The following is a 17,489-nucleotide window of genomic DNA, read 5'->3' on the forward strand; positions in this document are numbered from 1 at the left end:
CAAGCCGCCTGAAATATCAAACATTCGGCTTTAAAAAATAAATAAATACCGCACTGGAAAACATTCATTAATCATTACTTTCATACCCTCTGGCGAGATATAACTATCGCGCCAGAGGCGGATTGAATCAGAAAAAGCGTTGCGTCAAACGCCGCCATACCGAATCAACCACGTGCTCAACCGAGGTACTTGCCGCGAGCCCGACACGCTCCTGCAAACTTTTACGCTGCACATAGTGCAGGTGATAGAGATGAGCGTCTTTGGCTCGTTCCGACAAATACTCGTCGCTGGTTTTCAGTTCATCAACCAACTGTTTGTCGACCGCGGCCACCCCCAACCAGACTTCCCCGGTGGCCACTTCATCAATCGCCAGCTGCGGGCGGTATTTGGCGACAAAATTCTTGAACAACTGATGGGTAATATCCAAATCCTGCTGAAATTTCTCACGGCCTTTTTCAGTGTTCTCGCCAAAGACGGTCAAGGTGCGTTTGTATTCGCCAGCCGTCAGCACTTCATAATCGATGTCGTGCTTTTTAAGCAGACGATTGACATTAGGCAGCTGCGCGACCACCCCGATAGAGCCCAGGATCGCAAAAGGAGCGCTGATAATCTTTTGCCCGATGCAAGCCATCATGTAGCCGCCACTGGCAGCCACCTTGTCGATGCAAATGGTCAGTGGAATGCCCGCCTGGCGAATACGCGCCAATTGCGACGACGCCAGACCATAGCTGTGAACCATGCCGCCGCCACTTTCAAGACGCAGCACCACTTCATCAGTGGGTGTCGCCACAGCCAGTAAAGCGGTGATTTCATGACGCAAGCTTTCGGTGGCCGACGCTTTGATATCGCCCTCAAAATCCAGCACGAATACGCGGGGTTTGTCTTCAGGTTGCTTTTTGAGCTTTTTCTCGGTTTTAACGGTCTGCTTGCGCAGCGTTTTGAGCTGGTCCTTGGACAGCAATGACTGTTCGAGTTTCTGGCGAAGCCCCTTGTAAAAGTCATTGAGCTTAATGACCTGTAACTGCCCGGTCGTACGACGGCCTTTGCCACGCAGTGCCGCAAGGGTTACCAATACCACCAAAATAGCGACCACCAGGGTCACGGTCTTAGCCAAAAAACTGGCGTACTCGGCAAGAAATTCCACAGCCTCTCCTTAAAACGCTCGCAGCCCACGGATCAGGGCCACGTCATGCTGCCCAGCATACCGGCGCGATTGCCCCGCAGCCAGTCGCGAAACACCTTGGCGCAAGCGCTTGCGGACAATTCAAACAAGCGTATGTTTTTTTATTGACAGGCCTCCGGCATCCTCCTAACCTCGCCTGACTTTCAACGTACCGGGATGCGGACGTGGGCAGCATTTACTTGATACGACATGGCCAGGCCTCTTTCGGTGCAGACGACTACGACGTGCTGTCCCCTCTGGGGGTTCGCCAGGCGCAAATCACCGGCCAGCATCTGGTTGAGCTTGGCGTGCGTTTTGATCGCTGTCTGTCGGGTGATCTGCTGCGCCAACAAGACACCGCCCGCCATGCCTTGGCCCAGTTCACTGGCGCCGGATTAACCGCCCCCGAACTGGAAATAGACCCGGCTTTCAATGAGTTCGATGCCTTTGCAGTACTTGAAGCCCTGCTCCCGGGCCTTTTGCCACAAGAACCAGAAGCCCTGTACACGCTGAACAACGCTGCCAGTCACCCGGAAGAATTCCAGCGCATCTTTGATCTGATCATTGCGCGCTGGATCAGTGGCACTTACGACACCCCACAGCTAGAAAGTTGGCTAGGCTTTGTCGAGCGTGTGCAAGGTGGCCTGAACCGTGTTCTTGACCTGGCCAGCCATCAACAAAACATTGCCGTGTTCACTTCCGGCGGCAGCATCACTGCCCTGCTTCACCTGCTGACTCAAATGCCTGCCAGCGAGGCCTTCAAGCTGACCTGGCAAATTGTTAATACCTCGCTCAGCCAACTCAAGTTTCGTGGCCGCGAGGTCACCCTGGCTTCCTTTAACAGTCTTGTGCATTTACAACTGTTGAAGACGCCATCGCTGATCACTTATCGATGAGCGCTGGCAACCGTGACCTGCGGGTCGCCGTAACCCACCCTGAAAGGATCGAACCATGACTTCTGTAGCTGATGCTGTTCAAGCAATGAAAGCCAAATTCAACCCAGCCGCTGCTGCCGGCCTGGACCTGGTATTCGGTTTTCGCATTGATGACACCAAGAATTTCTCTCTCGTTGTTAAAGACAGTACCTGCGAACTGCTGGAAGGCGAAAACCCGGACGCTCAAGTTACTCTGGTGATGGACGGCGAAACCCTGGAAGGTATCGTCAGTGGCGAGACCGATGGCATGCAGGCGTTCATGGGCGGCAAACTGCGCGCTGAAGGCGACATGATGCTGGCCATGAAGCTGAGCGAGCTGTTCCCTTCGTAAGCCACATGCAGCACCCAAAAAACCGAAGCCATCGCGCTTCGGTTTTTTTTTGCCCTGTGCTTCACTCAATGGCCATCAAGGCCACTGATTATTCACTAACACCCACACCTATTAAGGCTGCACTTGCCTTGTCCGCGCATTAGATTAGCGAATGTTGTCAGGTCACGAAAATAAGCAGAAGAGATAAACATGACGCTTACCGACTCATCTACCCGCATCCGTTCTGGCGAAGAACTCGACGTCAGCCAGATTGATCCTTACCTCAAGGCTCATATTCCGGGGCTGTCGGGGGCGCCCGCCGTCAGCCAGTTTCCCGGTGGTGCTTCGAACCTGACCTACCTGATCGAATACCCCGGCGTTGAGTTGGTATTGCGCCGTCCGCCGTTCGGGCAGAAAGCCAAATCGGCGCACGACATGGGCCGCGAGTTCCGCATCCTCAACCAGCTCAAGGATGCCTTCGCGTACTGCCCCAACGCTTACGTACATTGCACCGACAGCCAACTGATCGGCTCCGAGTTTTATGTGATGGAGCGGGTCAAGGGCATCATTCTGCGTTCTGACCTGCCGTCTGAACTCGCATTGAGCGCCGATGACACCCGTACCTTGTGCAAGAGCTTTATCGACAAATTGGTTGAACTGCATCAGGTGGACTACCGCGCGTGCGGGCTGGGTGATCTGGGCAAGCCTGAAGGTTACGTGCAACGTCAGATTTCGGGCTGGAGCGAGCGTTATGAAAAAGCCCTGACCCCGGACGCGCCGCATTGGGAAGAGGTTAAACAATGGCTTAACGCCAAAATGCCTGGTGACCACCCGACGCCAGCCATTGTTCACAACGACTACCGCTTCGATAACGTGATCCTCGATCCGCAGAATCCGATGCACATCATCGGCGTACTGGACTGGGAGCTGACCACCCTCGGCGACCCGTTGATGGATTTGGGCAATACCCTCGCCTACTGGATCGAAGCGGATGACCCGGCACCGGTCCAACGGATGCGGCGCCAGCCCAGCAATGCTCCTGGCATGCTCACACGCCGCGAGTTTGTTGACTACTACGCTAAACGCTCGGGTATCGAGATCGATAACATCGACTTCTACTACACCTATGGACTGTTCCGCCTGGCGGGTATCGTTCAGCAAATTTACTACCGTTACTTCCACGGCCAGACTCAGGACAAACGTTTTGCACCGTTCGTCCACATGAACGCGCTGCTGGAACAGATGAGCCTCAAGGTCATCCGCCAGTCCAGCCTCTAAGCCCGCGATAAACAAGGAATCAGCATGTCCAAGACCCCACTGTTCGACCTTGACGGCAAAATTGCCTTTGTTTCCGGCGCCAGTCGCGGCATAGGTGAAGCCATCGCCAAACTGCTGGCCCAGCAAGGCGCCCACGTGATTGTGTCGAGCCGTAAGCTCGAAGGCTGCCAGCCGGTCGCTGACGCGATCATCGCTGAAGGCGGAAAAGCCACAGCCATTGCTTGTCACATAGGCGAGATGGCGCAAATCACTCAAGCCTTCGCCCGTATTCGCGAAGAGTTCGGCCACCTCGATATTCTGGTCAACAACGCCGCGACCAACCCGCAGTTCTGCAACGTGCTAGACACCGAACTGGGCGCGTTTCAGAAAACTGTTGATGTGAATATTCGCGGCTATTTCTTCATGTCGGTCGAAGCCGGCAAGCTGATGCGTGAACACGGCGGCGGCAGCATCATCAACGTCGCTTCGATCAACGGCGTATCGCCAGGGATGTTTCAGGGCGTGTATTCGATGACCAAGGCTGCTGTGATCAACATGACTAAAGTCTTTGCCAAGGAGTGTGCCTCCTTTGGCATTCGCTGCAACGCCTTGCTGCCGGGTTTGACCGATACCAAGTTCGCCTCGGCGTTGGTCAAGAACGACGCCATCCTCAAAGGCGCGCTGCAACAGATTCCACTTAAGCGCGTGGCGGCGCCCAGTGAAATGGCCGGTGCAGTGCTGTATTTGGCCAGCGATGCTTCCAGCTACACCACGGGCGTGTCGCTGAATGTGGATGGCGGTTTCTTGTCCTGATTGCTGACTCAACCCTGCGTTGCCGTACACCGGCACCGCAGGGTGTGGTTTTAGCCCTTATGATCGATGCCAGGTCGACAGTGAGGCCCCCGTCCACGCAGCGCGGTCAATGCCGATGCGACACTAGCCTTTAATGTCATTTCACAGGCTCGCTGCCGACTCGGTCTGGCAGCGTGTGGTGCCGCAGCGTGCACTTACCGCGAGCAAACAGCGCTCGGCCTCTTGCACGATCTCGTCGATCAGTTGCTGACAGCTTTTGATCTCACCAATGGCCGCTGCCACTTGGCCGCTGGGCAAAATGCCTTCATCGGGGACACCATCGACCATCGAACGCTGCAACAGCACCGGCTGATTGGCCGCCATCACCGTTTGTGACAAGGCGCCTGGGTCTTCCTTCACGGATTGCGCAAACACACTGAGCATGTGCCCAAGGCTCATTCCTGTGTGCTGCTTCCAGTGCCAGGCGCTGCCCAGGGCAATGCGCAAACGCCCAAAGGCGCTGGCCTTTTCCAGGCGATTGATAAAGGGGTTTTCGATCATGCGGTGACGCATGCCATCCACCGCTGTGGTGACTCGGATCTGTTGTGGATCGCTCACCTTGACGTAGTGCTTGAGCGTCGCGAGCGGCGTTGGCGACTCCCGACTCATCAGAAACCGCGTACCCATGGCAATCCCGGCAGCGCCCGTGGCTAACGCACCGGCCAAGCCGCGCCCGGTGGAATAACCGCCAGCGGCAATCACCGGCACCTGCACCGCATCCAGCACTTGCGGCAGGAGAATCGTGCTCGGCACGCCACCGGTATGACCGCCACCCTCACCGCCCTGCACGGTGATCATGTCGGCGCCGAGCTCAACCGCTTTGATCGCATGCTTGACCGCGCCCACGGTCGGAATGCACAGCACTCCGGCCTTTTTGAAGCGCTCAATGGTCTGGCGATCCGGTCCGCGTCCATAACTGACTGCACGCAGGCGGTACTCAATGGCCAGGTCCACGCACTGCGCGGCGTTCTCCTGGAACATATGGAAGTTCAGCCCAAAGTTACTGCCACCGGTGGCTTCTATCACCCGCAGGATCTCGGCTTCCAGCTGATCCGCCGCAATCGTCGCCCCGGCCAGAAAACCGAAAGCGCCGGCCCGGGTGCTGGCAATCACCAGATTGGCATCTGCCACCCAGCCCATCGCGGTTTGCACGATGGGATAGCGACAGCCCAGCGCATCGGTCAGTGCGGTTTGCAAATAAGCGCTCATCCGCGTTCTCCCGCCGCCGATTTATTGGCCTCAATCATCGCCTTGGCATCGTAGCCGCCAAGTTTATCGCCAGACAGCAATTCGTTATGGCTATGGGCGAAGTGATGCCAGGCAAACACCGCGTCCATGGCGCTGCGCTTGCCCTGCAAATCCTCGACGTGGTTGATTGCCTGCTTGGTCAACGCCAGGCCCATACGCGGCTGCTTGGCGATGGCCGCGGCCAGTGCGTAAGTGCCAGCGTGCAGTTCATCTCGCGCAAACAAGCGATTGACCATGCCCATTTGATAGGCCCGCTCGGCACTCATACGGTCGCCGGTAAACAGGAATTCCTTGGCAATTCGCGGGTTCAGCTCGTAAGGGTGGGCAAAGTACTCCACCCCCGGAATGCCCATACGCACCACCGGATCTTGAAAGAACGCATCGTCGCTGGCCACGATCAAATCGCAGACCCAGGCCAGCATCAAGCCCCCCGCAATGCACGCGCCTTGCACCATGGCAATGGTCGGCTTGGGCAGTTCGCGCCAACGCCGGCACATGCCCAGATACACTTCTTGCTCGCGGGCATACAGGTACTCACCGCCCGGTTTGTTGGTGTGGTCCCACCACAGACTCGCCCGGTCGAACGACTTGTTGATGTCGCGTCCCGGTGTGCCAATGTCATGCCCGGCCGAGAAGTGTTTGCCGTTGCCGCGCAGCACGATGACTTTGACCGCATCGTCATTCACCGCGCGGCGCAACGCGTCATCCAGGGCATAGGTCATCTGCGAGTTCTGCGCGTTGTTCACCGTGGGCCGGTTCATGGTCACGGTGGCAATGCCGTCAGCCACCGTATAAAGCACCGGTTCTTCGGTTTCATACACAGCGCCATCAACCCGCTGCACAAATTCGCTGTCGCTGCTCATGTGAGTTCCTTGCCTTCAGGCCTGACGAATGCCGGGCGGATTGCCCTTGAGTGCAGTGGCACGGTAATCATGCGGATCGAGGCGACGGATCAATGCCAGTTGCTCCGGCGTTGGGGCGACGGTTTGCTTGAGGTCTGCGGCCTTGAGCAACGGGAAACCGGTATTGTCCTGTACCTGTTCGAAGCTCACGCCAGGGTGCAGTGAGCGTACCTGCACCGCTCGATCGGGCCCGCCGAAGTCCATCACGCACAGATCGGTGACGATCAGCCGGATGTCCATCAAGTCGCGGCGCATGCCCTCCTCCCAGCGCTCAGGTTTGAAACCCACGCCCGAGACCATGTCCACTTCACCCGAGACAAACGCGCGGGTGTTGTGGTTAGGAACAAAGAACGAGTTGATGTGGTTGATGCTGTTACCCGGCAGGCCGCGCACGCCGAGCATCGCCACTTTAGGTTTTTGATAATCGCCAATGCATGACAGGTTGGTCTGCCCCCAGCGGTCAACCTGGGTCGGGCCGATCATGGCGTGACGACGCCCGCCCCATACGCACTCAAACACCCGCTCAAATGACAAGTAACCCGAATAGCGCGGCACGTAATCGCCTCGCGGGCCCAACGGAATCGGTTCTTCGACCAAAAACGCTTCGCTGTCGGTCATCAACAGCTCAGGGCTGTGGCTCAATTTGGCCAGACTGGCACCTAGACGCGGGATCACGCCCAAGCCTGAAGCAATCACTTCACCGTTATCGCGCCAGGCCTCGCAGGCAGCCACGATCAACAGTTCAGCCAAGGTAAATTCGCACGTAGCAGTCATATTCCTACTCCTTAAAACACAGGCAGCGGCAGAGCGCCCAATCGTTCGGCACCGCCATTACTGGCCACGTAGGCGCTTTCGCCCGGGGTTACGAATTCGGCCACATAGCCTTGCCAGCCGCCTTCTTCCGCTGCGCTTGCGCTGTAGCGCTTGAGGTGGCTCATGTCCCAGCCGTAATCGGATGGGCACGAAGTCGGGTGAGCACCAAAGGGGGCATGCACCACACCGCTGACCAGGTAACGCTCAAAGGTGTTGAAGCGGGCCTGGGTAGCATCCAGGCTCAGGCGATCTTCGATACGCTCACACGACACAAAGCATTGCTGCGCGGCACGGGCGTACAAGTGATCGAAATAGGGATCGGGGCCTGTCACCAGTGTGTTGCCCAAACGGTCAGCCACGTTGACGTGCAAGAACGCGACATCAAGGTTCAGCGCAGGCATGGCCAGCAACACTTCACCGTCGTCATACGGCGACTGTACGGATTTGATGGCCGGGTTCAGACGGCTGACATCGGTGGCCAGCCCGCAACGGGTCGGCAAAAACGGCAGGCGCATACCGGCGGCGCGCAGGCCCCATTGCAGCATCCCTTCGTCCAGCTCCATCAACTCCAGCTCACCGGCCTCGCGGGCCTTGCGGAAATAGGCTTCGAGCGGGATGGCATCGAGGGTGGCAAACCCAAACACCAGCTTTTTGACCTTGCCTGCAGCGCACAGCATGCCGACTTCCGGGCCGCCGTAGGCAACCACCGTCAGGTCCTTGACGTCCGAGCGCAGGATCTCGCGCACGATTGCCATCGGCTTGCGCCGTGGTCCCCAGCCGCCGAAGCCGATGGTCATGCCATCGCGCAATTGGCCGACCACGTCCGCCGTTGTCATTTGCTTGTTCATGTAATGCTCCTTACTGCTGACCGACCGAGAAGTCGTGACCCCACAGACTGACTCGGGTGAATTCAAAAGCGCTGTGGTCTTGCCAATCCACCAGCAAGCCGCCGTAGCCGTACTCCAGGTCGAAACCTGAAGGGGTTTTCATGTAGAACGAGGTCATCTTGTCGTTCAGGTGCTGGCCGAGCGTGGCCGACAGCGGCACGTTGTGCGCGATGCGCCGGTCGTGGGCGCGTCCGACTTCGGTCATCGATTCGACTTCGACCATCACATGCACACAGCCTGATGGCACCGGGTACTCGGCCAGTGCCAAGCTGTGGTGACGGCTGTTTTTGCAGTGCAAAAAGTGGATGCGAATCGGGGGGGCTGACGGATCTGGACGGAAGTTGAAAATGTCCGACAGTTCAAAGCCCAGCACATCTTTGGCAAACGCCAGGGTGGCATCAAAATTAGGCGCAGGCAGTACGGTGTGGCCCAGGCCCATGTCGCCGGTGACAAAACCCGGAACACCCTGCGGTGAAACGAAAGGCTGGCAATCGGAGCGATGGCCCCAGCTCAGCTCGTGATGGTTACCCGACGGATCAGTGACATGCAGCAGTGCTTGCACCCCACGCTGATCGCACTGCTCGGGGGTGCCGAGACGCCAGTTCACATCGGCTTGATCGAGGGTTTCGATAGCGGCATCAAAGGCCTTTTCGTTGGCCAGTTCCCAACCTGAAGCCAGATAACGCGACTCGCCGCCGGGTACCACCAGCATGCGAAACGGGCGTTCGTCCATCTTCACGTACAACCCGCCAGAGGGGGCTGTAGAGACCATCATCCCGAGTACGTCTTCGGCATAACGATGCCACTGGACCGGGTCGCTGGACTCTGCAACGAAGTAGCTCAAACCACGAATATCGATCATGCCTGCTCCTCTATGCCTGTATTTATTGGCTGAGGGCAGTATGGGAAGGAAGGAGGCGGGGCTCATCGTCCGTTGAGACTAAAGGGGGGGCTTAGGTCAAAAGCTCAGCGGCCTGATTTTTTACGCGCCAACACAACACCAGCAGGAGCGCGCTGGCTCGCGATCTTTTGATTGTGAAAAGATCGTGAGCCAGCACGTTCCGGCAGGTCTGTGGTGTTCTTACATATACAAAATCACCAGCTCATTGATCACGGATGGACGCTCATTGCCCAATACGTGGGTGTTGAGCTCCAGGGTCAGTTGGGTGCCGCTTTTGACCCGTTCCACACGTTTGACTCGCGCCCGGGCATGAATCGTCGACCCGGCCGGCACCGGCGCGGGGAAGCGCAATCGATCCGAACCGTAATTGACCATGTTACTGAATCCGGTGATTTCATAACCCAGTTGGAGTTGCATCCGCGATTGCAGAATCTGCACCAGCGCACCGTGGGCAATGGTGCCGCCAAACGGGCTTTGCTTGCGCGCGCGTTCTGGGTCGGTGTGAATCCAGTAGTCGTCCCCCGACAATTGGGCGAATGCGTCAATCAGCGTCTGATCGACCACCACTTGATTGCTCCACGGGCTGAATGTTTCGCTCACCAGCGACTGCAATGCCGCCTCGTCATCCAGCGAAATCTGGCGTACCGACACGGTCTCAATCACTGGCGGCTGTGCAACCGTAAGTTTTTTCAACTGCGCGGGGTCTTTGTCCAGCCCGGTAAAGCGCAGTAGCCGCGTGCCCTTGGCATCCACCTCGGCAAACACCGGCTGCAAGCGCATGCCAATTTTCACTTCAGACTCGTCAAGGCCCACGAGGTTGCTGTTGATGCGCACCCCTTGATCGAGCTCGATCACCGCCAGTATTTGCGGCATTTCATCGGCAAAGTCCGGCAAGGTCGGAATGCGGGTCACCGTGAAGCTGTACAGGCTCGCTCCACCGTTGACTTCACGCCAGGTCAGCTCGTGAGCAAAACACTGCGGGCAATGCCGACGTGGGTAAAACACCCAGTCACTGCACTGGTTGCATTGCTGAATCAGCAGGCGTTCAGCTTTCAGGCCTTCCCAGAACGGTGCAGAAATCTCGGTCGGGACCGGCATTGGTTTGTTATTCGACATCGACTTTATGCTCCCTGAAGTATCAACGCGCCCTGCTCACTCATCACCCCACCGGTGCCTGAGACGTACACCGTGTCGCAACGCGAAAGCTGTCGTTCACCTGCGGCCCCGGCGATTTGAGTCACGGCTTCGATGACTTGTGACATGCCGCCTGCCGCACCCGCCTGACCAAAGCTGAGCTGACCACCGTGGGTGTTCATCGGGAAGTCACCACGCCAGGTCAGGTCGTGCTCGCGCACAAAACTCATGCCTTCACCCTTGCCACAGAAACCGGCGTCTTCCAGGGTCAATAACGCGGTGATGGTGTAGCAGTCGTAGATCTGTGCGGCATCCACGTCTTTGGGCTTGAGCCCGGCCATATCGAAGGCCCTTTGCGACGCAGGACCAATTGGCGTGTGCACCATGTCGGCAGCGTAGGAAGGTGATTTGAAGGCCAAATGCTCGCCAAAGCCTGTGATGTAGGATGGACGTTTGCGCGCGCGCGCAGCGACTTCCCTGGAGGCGATGATCATTGCCGCGCCACCGGCCACCGGCATGACGATTTCCAGTACATGCAGCGGGTCGGCCACTTTTTTGCTGGCCAGCACTTGTTCGATCGTCAACGGCTGACCGCAGAACATCGCTTGCGGGTTGTATTGGGCATTGGTGCGCTGGTCGACGGCAATTTTCGCCAACGCACGCGGGTCGTAGCCAAATTGCGCGGCGTAACGCTGGGCGATCATGGCATAGCCGGTGTTTTGGCCCATGTGGCCATAGGGCAAATCGAACTCGGCCTCGGGGGCGCCAAACGCCGTACTGTGACCGCCAAAGCGCATGGCCCGGCCCATCCAGCTAGGGTCTTCGTCCGGCCCCAAGGGTGCCATGCGCGCCGGCAAGACGCAGAGCACGGCCTGGCACAAGCCCAGCTCAATAGCTGCCGCAGCGCGCCAGACCATTCCCACAGAGGTACAACCGCCAAGGTCGACGACCTCGGCGAAGTTAAGGCGCAAGCCCAGGTACTCAGCGGCCATGGCGGGCACGAATACCGAGGCTTCATGAAAATGCGGGCCGTTGATCACCAGCCCATCGAGATCAGAAGCTTGCAGACCTGCATCACGCAACGCCTGCGCGGCCAGGTCTGCCACCTGTTCCAAATGGAACATGCGGGGGGCCGTGGCATATTTTTCAGGTTTGTACTGTGCGCTGCCGACAATGGCCGCATGACCTTTAAGACCCATAGGTTTTCTCTCTTGTTATCGATCTCTTGTAGCCGCTGCCGAAGGCTTCGATGGGGTGCAGGGGCTTTGAAAAAACGGATTGCTACGCAACCCTTCGCAGCCTGCGGCAGCGACAACAGGTGATTATTTAGAAGGTGTATTTCATCGAGAACGTGGCGTAGTCGCGATCTGCCAGCGGGCGGTAGATCGGGTCTGGCGAGCCCAGGTACGCGATGTATTTGAACGACATCTCCAGGTTACTCAAGTATTTGAATGTGGTGCCCGCACTCAGGCGGCGGTCCCCGGCGACCCCTGCAATGGTCCCGGACATCGGCGCTGCACCGCTGAACACGTCCGAGAAGGTGAAAGGAACCTCAAGGTCCCAACCGGTAAACACCCCTGGATAGCTGAACGAGGCGCCCACGGTGTAGGCACTGGATGACCGGGTTTTCCAGGCCGTCGAGGTTTTGTAGGTGTAATCATTCGACGGCTGAATCGGCCCCGCGTACGCCGGGGCGATAGGCAACCCGAGCAAGTTTGGTGCGCCCGACACGTCATCCACATCGTCCACACGGACGGTGACAATCTCGCCGGTCAGGGTGGTCTGGCTGGCCCATGGGCGGTCGCCAAGAATGCGCATGGCGGAGAATTGCAGTTGCTGGCCCTTGCCACGGGTCGGCACCGGGCCCAATCCGGTATTGACCATCACCGGCGCACCATCGCGGTACGACCACTCACCCCCAAGCTGGTATTCGCCAATTTTGGTGGTAGCGCTGATACCCGTCAGCTTAATGTCTTCAAAGTACTTCACCTTGTAGCCGTTGGTGGTGTACGCGTACTGGCCGTTACCCAAAGACAGCGGCGTGTAGCCGACCAGTGCGGTGGCCGGGTTTTTGTCGTGGTACACCACATGGAACAGCGACAGCTCGATGTCGGTGATCGGGCGGAAGCGGATCTGCGCACCCCACTGCCCACTGTTGCGCGGTTCGTCAGTGCCTTGGTAAAGAATTTTCGAGCCGTTGGCGCCGAGAATGAACTCACGGCCCGGACCAATCACGTCAGAGGTCGACAGGTAACTGCCCACTGGCGGCAGTTCGGTCCCCTTCCACTCGTACTGCACATAGCCGCCGAGGGTGACTTGAGGGTTGATCCGGTAAGACGCCGAGAACTGCCCGACCGGCAGCAGCACTTCCTTGACCTCAACCCCTGGCTGCGCCGCTTTCACCGCATCGGATGGGTTTTGCACGCCGTTGACGCCAGGGTAGTACAGGCTTTCGCCCCATGACTCGATGTGTCGACCGGCTTTAACGTCGAGCATCGTGTCGTTCTCAAAACGCCAGCCGCCGAACACGTAGGCGTCGAGCAAACGGGTACGGCCACCACTGTAGTAGCGCGTGTCGCTGGTGAACTGGTCGTTGCTCCCGTATTTGTTGACGGTCGAGGGCGAATCGTTGTCATTGCCGCGGTGGTACACGTCGTCGTAGAAGGTACTGGCCCGAACTACAGCCCCATAGTTGTCCTTACGCAGGATCATCTCGCCCAGTGCGCCCACGCGGTTGGTGGTCAGGCTGTGTTGGTCAAAGTTGCGGTTTGGGTCATCAACGTTGATGCCCATCAACCGGTCGCTGGGTTTACCCAGGCGCATGCCGATCCCGTAACTGGTAGTGACCGACCAGTCAATGGTGGTGCCGTCAGAGAACTCGATGGTATCGCCAGCCCACAACGGGCTGGATACCAGTGCCACAGCGACTGCCAGACCAGTTGCCTGGAAAGTGTGCGCAGGACATTTATTGTTGTTTTTATTGATCACTCTGCCTCTCCTGATTTGCGACCCGGTGGCCGCCTCGATGGGTTCAAGCGTCATTGCGTTCTGTGGCGCCTTTAGCCCGACTCAAATCAACTCAAGCGGGTTGAACTTCGCGACTCCTGTCGGGGCTACCCGATAGCGGTGCAGCCCTCCTTGCTCCTCACGAACGAGCGCCCCCTCGGCCATGAGGTAGTTGGCATGGGCCAACGTCTCGCCAACAGCCATCAGTTCGTCAAAACGACCTGACAGCTTTTTAAACAACACCGCCATCATCTCCAGCGCCGTGCGCGGCTGGGTACAGGCATCGAGCAACTGCTGCAAATGAGCCAAGTGGTGGTCGCGCAGTTGATCCAGACGCAGGTGCAAATTGAAGAACGGCCGTTCGTGGGCGGGTAACACCAGCACGCTGTCGGGGATCACCCGCAGCCGCTCGATAGACGCCAGCCAGTCGCGCAGCGGATTGGCCGCAGGCTCGGTCACATACACCGCAATGGTTGAGGTAATACGCGGCAACACCTGGTCGCCCGAGATCAGCAACCCGTCATCAGGCGCGTACAGGCACGCATGCTCCGGTGAATGCCCATTACCCATCACCACCTGCCAGCGCCGCCCCCCTATGGTCAGTTCGTTACCATGGCGCAAACGGACAAACCCGGCAGGCGATTGTGGTCTGAAGTGTTCGCCCTGAATCAGCGGCAGCAGCGAGGTGGCACGCTCGGCAGTGAACCCGGCCTTCAGGTAAAAATCGAGAAACGCCCAGTCTGGCGTCGCGGCCATCGGCGGACCATGGTGCAGCGCGTCAAATTCGCCCAGGGTCATCAGCAGCGGGCAACGAAACCGCTCGGTAAGCCAGCCAGAGACGCCGGCGTGATCGCTGTGGAAGTGCGTGCAAATTACCGCCTTGAGCGGCAGACCGGCACACACCTCGACAAATACCTGTTCCCAGACCGCTCGGCACTGATCGCTGTTGAGGCCGGTGTCCACCGCCACCCACCCGTCGCCATGGCGCAGCAAATACAGATTGATATGGTCCAGCCCGAACGGCAGTGGCATGCGCAACCACAGCACGCCTTCGGCCACGACTTGCACCTGCCCGTTGGCCGGTGCCTGTGGCCAGGGGTAACGCAGGCCATCGCGCCATTCATGACCTTGAGCGTCGATGTCACTCATGGTCATTGCTCACAAAAGGTGGCAGGCCGGTTCGAGCCAGTACCTGCAAGGAGTAAGGCTGGTAAGTGCGGGCGCTTTCATCACGCACAAACAGCGGGTCATCAAACAAGTGCGGCGCGTAACCCTGACGCTGTAAATCGACCTTGCGCAGTTTGAAGGTGCTGGTCAGATCGGCTGCCGCCGACACCCGCACAAACATCGGTGCGGCGTAACGCGGCAAGCGCGCTTCGGTCAGGTCATAAAAGGCCTGCGGGTCAAACACCTGCCCGGGCTGCATCAGCACCGCGGCCATCCCGACCCGGCCTTCGTGTTCTGGTACTTGCACGCCATACACGTTGATCAGCTCAAGGCCGGGCAGGTCGCTAAGGGTATCTGCCACTTCCAGGGTCGAGACGTTTTCACTTTTCCAGCGAAAGGTGTCGCCGATCCGGTCGACAAAATAGAAGTAGCCGTCTTCGTCATAGCGCAGCAGATCGCCCGAACTCCAATAGGCGTCGCCCTGCTCAAAGACATTGCGACGGATCTTGCTTTCGGTGGCCTCGGCGCTGGTGTAGCCCTCAAAACGCCCGCCGCCAATCTGTGGATGATTGATGATAAAACCCATCGCCTCACCCACTTCGCCTGGCTCGCAACGCTGATAAAAGCCGTTTTCATCGCGCGGATGGCTGTCCGTTTCCACGTCGTAACGCACCAGTCGCAGGTTGGTCCGGCTCCAGTCAGGCACTCGGCCACACGAGCCGATGTAGTTGTCGACGTTGATCAGGTTGGCATTGGATTCCGTAGAGCCCCAGCCTTCAAATACTTGCACCGGGCCAAAGCGGTCCAGCCAGCGCTGCCAAGATTCCGCCGTCAGGCCCGCGCCGAGCATGTAGCGCAAGCTGTGTTCACGCTCACCGGCCACCACCGGCTGGTTGAGCAGGTAGCGGCAGATTTCGCCGATGTACTGAAACGCCGTGATGTTATGACGGCGGATGTCATTCCAGAACTCACGCACGCTGAACTTGCGGCGCACCACAATACTGGCACCGACGCGCAAAGCGGTGGACGTTACCGAAGTCGCCGCCGCACCGTGGTACAGCGGCAGGCAGCAATAAAACACGTCTTCGCAGGTGGCGCCCAAGGTGACTTCCATCACGTCACCCGATGACATCCAGCGCATGTGGCTGTAGCGCGCTGCTTTTGGCAGGCCAGTGGTGCCCGAGGTAAAAATCAGCAGCGTAGTGGTTTCTGCAGTAATCCCGGCCCGCACTTCCCGTGGGAAAGCCGTGTCCGGTACGCGGGCAATATGCGCTTCAAGAGTCTGATCGACGCTGGGCGGCAGCGTTGCGCAGAACGGGTTTTCCGGGTCTTCGATCAGCCACAGCGGTACATCGGGCAGCCCTTCAGTGGCTAGCAGATTGGCCAGGCACTCCTCACCCACCACAATCGCCTTGGCAGCGGTGCAGACCAGGGCATGCGTCAGCGGCTTGCCACTGACCTGCGTATTGATAAACGCCACCACGGCGCCGAGTTTGACCAGGCCGAACCAGCTAAAGAAAAACTGCGGACGGTTTTCCATGGCAATGGCGCACACGTCGCCGGGCCGCAGGCCTTTGTCGTAAAACACCTGGGCCATGCGATTGGCCTGGCGATCGACTTGGGCGTAACTGAACGACTGACCGCCATAAATCAAAAAGCTGCGCTCGGCATGCGCCACAGCCTGGGCTTCCAGGCGGTCTGCCAAGGTGTAAAGATCGCCAGGCTTGATCTGCGCACTGGCGGTCGAACGCAAGTTCAGCAGCGCCTGGGTATGCTCGCGCGGAACCGGTTGTTGCTTGCCGAGCGTATCAGTGCTGATTTGCGACATATCGTTCATGCGTTCACCGCCTCGCACAGCGGGTAATCGCTGTAGCCTTCAGGGCCTGGGGAATACAGGGTTTTACGGTCAAATCGGGCCAGCGGCAGGCCGTGGCGCAAGCGCTCGACCAGGTCAGGGTTGGCAATAAAGTGCCGCGCAAATGACACCGCATCGCCCTGCCCGGCTTGCAGCGCCGCTTCAGCACTGGCGCCGTCAAAGCCGTCATTCAAAATCAGCCCGCTGCTGCAATGGCGCTGCGCCAGGGCGAAGGCATCCAGTTCGGGCAAAGGCGAACGCATGATGTGCACGTACGCCAGGTTCAACGGTTCGGCAGCGCGGCACAACGCTTCGGCGGTTGCCAGTGGATCGGCGTCGCTGATGTCATTGAACGGGTTGCCCGGACACAGGCGCAGGCCAACCCGCCCGGCACCAATGGCTGAGGCCATTGCAGCCAGCACTTGTGCCGGGAAGCGCACGCGGTTTTCAACGCTACCACCGTAGGCGTCGTCGCGCAGGTTGCTGCCCGAGGCCATGAACTGCATCGGCAGATAGCCGCTGGTGCAGTGCAACTCAACCCCGTCAAAGCCTGCTTGGCGGGCGTTCAACGCAGCTTGTCGATACTCCTCAATCACCGAGGCAATGTCCTGTAACGACAGTGCTTGCGGCTCGTCGGTGTCGACCATGCCCGCAGTATCGGTATACAGCTGGGTGCGTGCCCGCAGCGCCGACGGCGCGACGGTCGCGGCGCCCGCAGGTTTGTTGTGCACGCTGGCCGCACGGCCTACATGCATCAGTTGCAGCACGATCAGCCCGCCCTCGGCGTGCACCGCATCGGTCACGGTTTTCCAGGCAGCAATTTGTTCGGCGTTGTAAATCGCCGGGGTGCGGCAATAGCCCAGACCGCTGGCCGAGGGCGCGGTGCCTTCGGCGACGATCAAGCCTGCCGAGGCTCGCTGGCGGTAGTACTCGACCATTTGCGGGGTGGGCACGCCGTGTTGATCAGCGCGGCTGCGGGTCATCGGTGCCATGACAATCCGATTGGCCAGTTGCAGATCACCCAGGCGCAGAGGTTCAAACAAAATGCTCATAGTGGCTC

General features: G+C 58.7%; 16 protein-coding genes. 4 read left to right on the forward strand and 12 right to left on the reverse strand.

Annotation, left to right across the window (positions count from 1 at the left end; translation table 11 throughout):
* Positions 1-127 precede the first annotated feature (127 nt).
* Positions 128-1,144 (reverse strand): protease SohB, encoded by a 1,017-nt coding sequence (sohB, locus tag ACIQYF_RS04440; RefSeq protein ID WP_402857256.1) that lies wholly within the window; start codon positions 1,142-1,144, stop codon positions 128-130.
* 203 nt (positions 1,145-1,347) lie between these two features.
* Between sohB and ACIQYF_RS04445 the strand changes: the two genes are divergently transcribed.
* From ACIQYF_RS04445 to ACIQYF_RS04460, 4 genes are all read left to right on the forward strand, one after another.
* Positions 1,348-2,058 carry a histidine phosphatase family protein gene (locus ACIQYF_RS04445; protein WP_402857258.1) on the forward strand — a complete coding sequence of 237 codons (711 nt, stop codon included), beginning with the start codon at positions 1,348-1,350 and terminating at the stop codon, positions 2,056-2,058.
* Positions 2,059-2,113: 55 nt separating this feature from the next.
* Complete coding sequence (locus tag ACIQYF_RS04450) at positions 2,114-2,428, forward strand: SCP2 sterol-binding domain-containing protein (RefSeq protein WP_019409572.1); 315 nt, start codon at positions 2,114-2,116, stop codon at positions 2,426-2,428.
* A 189-nt stretch (positions 2,429-2,617) separates the two neighbouring features.
* The gene (locus ACIQYF_RS04455) at positions 2,618-3,685 is read left to right on the forward strand and encodes a phosphotransferase family protein (protein WP_402857261.1); all 1,068 of its coding nucleotides are present in this window, start codon (positions 2,618-2,620) and stop codon (positions 3,683-3,685) included.
* A 24-nt stretch (positions 3,686-3,709) separates the two neighbouring features.
* Entirely contained in the window at positions 3,710-4,477 is a 768-nt protein-coding gene (locus tag ACIQYF_RS04460) for an SDR family oxidoreductase (RefSeq protein ID WP_402857263.1), read from the forward strand.
* Positions 4,478-4,618: 141 nt separating this feature from the next.
* Here the strand turns inward: ACIQYF_RS04460 and ACIQYF_RS04465 are convergent, their stop codons facing one another.
* The 11 genes from ACIQYF_RS04465 to ACIQYF_RS04515 form a co-directional block, all read right to left on the reverse strand.
* Entirely contained in the window at positions 4,619-5,725 is a 1,107-nt protein-coding gene (locus tag ACIQYF_RS04465) for an NAD(P)H-dependent flavin oxidoreductase (protein ID WP_402857265.1), read from the reverse strand.
* Positions 5,722-6,627 carry an enoyl-CoA hydratase gene (locus ACIQYF_RS04470; RefSeq protein ID WP_402857267.1) on the reverse strand — a complete coding sequence of 302 codons (906 nt, stop codon included), beginning with the start codon at positions 6,625-6,627 and terminating at the stop codon, positions 5,722-5,724. Before ACIQYF_RS04470 ends, ACIQYF_RS04465 begins: the two co-directional genes overlap by 4 nt.
* Positions 6,628-6,642: 15 nt before the next feature.
* Positions 6,643-7,440: a CoA-transferase subunit beta gene (locus ACIQYF_RS04475; protein ID WP_402857269.1), complete on the reverse strand. Its 798-nt coding sequence runs from the start codon at positions 7,438-7,440 to the stop codon at positions 6,643-6,645.
* 11 nt (positions 7,441-7,451) lie between these two features.
* Positions 7,452-8,327 (reverse strand): CoA transferase subunit A, encoded by an 876-nt coding sequence (locus ACIQYF_RS04480; protein WP_402857271.1) that lies wholly within the window; start codon positions 8,325-8,327, stop codon positions 7,452-7,454.
* A 10-nt stretch (positions 8,328-8,337) separates the two neighbouring features.
* The gene (locus tag ACIQYF_RS04485) at positions 8,338-9,228 is read right to left on the reverse strand and encodes a VOC family protein (RefSeq protein ID WP_402857273.1); all 891 of its coding nucleotides are present in this window, start codon (positions 9,226-9,228) and stop codon (positions 8,338-8,340) included.
* Positions 9,229-9,447: 219 nt separating this feature from the next.
* Complete coding sequence (locus ACIQYF_RS04490) at positions 9,448-10,383, reverse strand: OB-fold domain-containing protein (protein WP_402857275.1); 936 nt, start codon at positions 10,381-10,383, stop codon at positions 9,448-9,450.
* 5 nt (positions 10,384-10,388) lie between these two features.
* Positions 10,389-11,600: a thiolase family protein gene (locus ACIQYF_RS04495; RefSeq protein ID WP_402857277.1), complete on the reverse strand. Its 1,212-nt coding sequence runs from the start codon at positions 11,598-11,600 to the stop codon at positions 10,389-10,391.
* 127 nt (positions 11,601-11,727) lie between these two features.
* On the reverse strand, positions 11,728-13,389 hold the full coding sequence (locus tag ACIQYF_RS04500) for a DUF1302 domain-containing protein (protein WP_402857279.1): 1,662 nt from the start codon (positions 13,387-13,389) through the stop codon (positions 11,728-11,730).
* Between the two features lie 81 nt (positions 13,390-13,470).
* On the reverse strand, positions 13,471-14,556 hold the full coding sequence (locus ACIQYF_RS04505; RefSeq protein WP_402857281.1) for an MBL fold metallo-hydrolase: 1,086 nt from the start codon (positions 14,554-14,556) through the stop codon (positions 13,471-13,473).
* Positions 14,549-16,411, reverse strand: coding sequence for a long-chain-acyl-CoA synthetase (locus ACIQYF_RS04510; RefSeq protein WP_402857283.1), 1,863 nt, complete (start codon positions 16,409-16,411; stop codon positions 14,549-14,551). The genes ACIQYF_RS04505 and ACIQYF_RS04510 overlap by 8 nt, the downstream gene beginning before the upstream one ends.
* Positions 16,408-17,481, reverse strand: a complete 1,074-nt coding sequence (locus ACIQYF_RS04515; RefSeq protein WP_402857285.1) for an alkene reductase — start codon at positions 17,479-17,481, stop codon at positions 16,408-16,410. The genes ACIQYF_RS04510 and ACIQYF_RS04515 overlap by 4 nt, the downstream gene beginning before the upstream one ends.
* Between the last annotated feature and the right edge of the window lie 8 nt (positions 17,482-17,489).

This window comes from Pseudomonas sp. NPDC096917, assembly GCF_044762555.1.
Lineage (GTDB): Bacteria > Pseudomonadota > Gammaproteobacteria > Pseudomonadales > Pseudomonadaceae > Aquipseudomonas.

Coding starts and splice junctions, on each gene's coding strand:
- ACIQYF_RS04480 (WP_402857271.1), bottom strand. CDS start 8,327: ATGAACAAGCAAATGACAACGGCGGACGTGGTCGGCCAATTGCGCGAT.
- ACIQYF_RS04460 (WP_402857263.1), top strand. CDS start 3,710: ATGTCCAAGACCCCACTGTTCGACCTTGACGGCAAAATTGCCTTTGTT.
- ACIQYF_RS04515 (WP_402857285.1), bottom strand. CDS start 17,481: ATGAGCATTTTGTTTGAACCTCTGCGCCTGGGTGATCTGCAACTGGCC.
- ACIQYF_RS04475 (WP_402857269.1), bottom strand. CDS start 7,440: ATGACTGCTACGTGCGAATTTACCTTGGCTGAACTGTTGATCGTGGCT.
- ACIQYF_RS04510 (WP_402857283.1), bottom strand. CDS start 16,411: ATGAACGATATGTCGCAAATCAGCACTGATACGCTCGGCAAGCAACAA.
- ACIQYF_RS04490 (WP_402857275.1), bottom strand. CDS start 10,383: ATGTCGAATAACAAACCAATGCCGGTCCCGACCGAGATTTCTGCACCG.
- ACIQYF_RS04455 (WP_402857261.1), top strand. CDS start 2,618: ATGACGCTTACCGACTCATCTACCCGCATCCGTTCTGGCGAAGAACTC.
- ACIQYF_RS04450 (WP_019409572.1), top strand. CDS start 2,114: ATGACTTCTGTAGCTGATGCTGTTCAAGCAATGAAAGCCAAATTCAAC.
- ACIQYF_RS04470 (WP_402857267.1), bottom strand. CDS start 6,627: ATGAGCAGCGACAGCGAATTTGTGCAGCGGGTTGATGGCGCTGTGTAT.
- ACIQYF_RS04485 (WP_402857273.1), bottom strand. CDS start 9,228: ATGATCGATATTCGTGGTTTGAGCTACTTCGTTGCAGAGTCCAGCGAC.
- ACIQYF_RS04495 (WP_402857277.1), bottom strand. CDS start 11,600: ATGGGTCTTAAAGGTCATGCGGCCATTGTCGGCAGCGCACAGTACAAA.
- ACIQYF_RS04465 (WP_402857265.1), bottom strand. CDS start 5,725: ATGAGCGCTTATTTGCAAACCGCACTGACCGATGCGCTGGGCTGTCGC.
- ACIQYF_RS04505 (WP_402857281.1), bottom strand. CDS start 14,556: ATGAGTGACATCGACGCTCAAGGTCATGAATGGCGCGATGGCCTGCGT.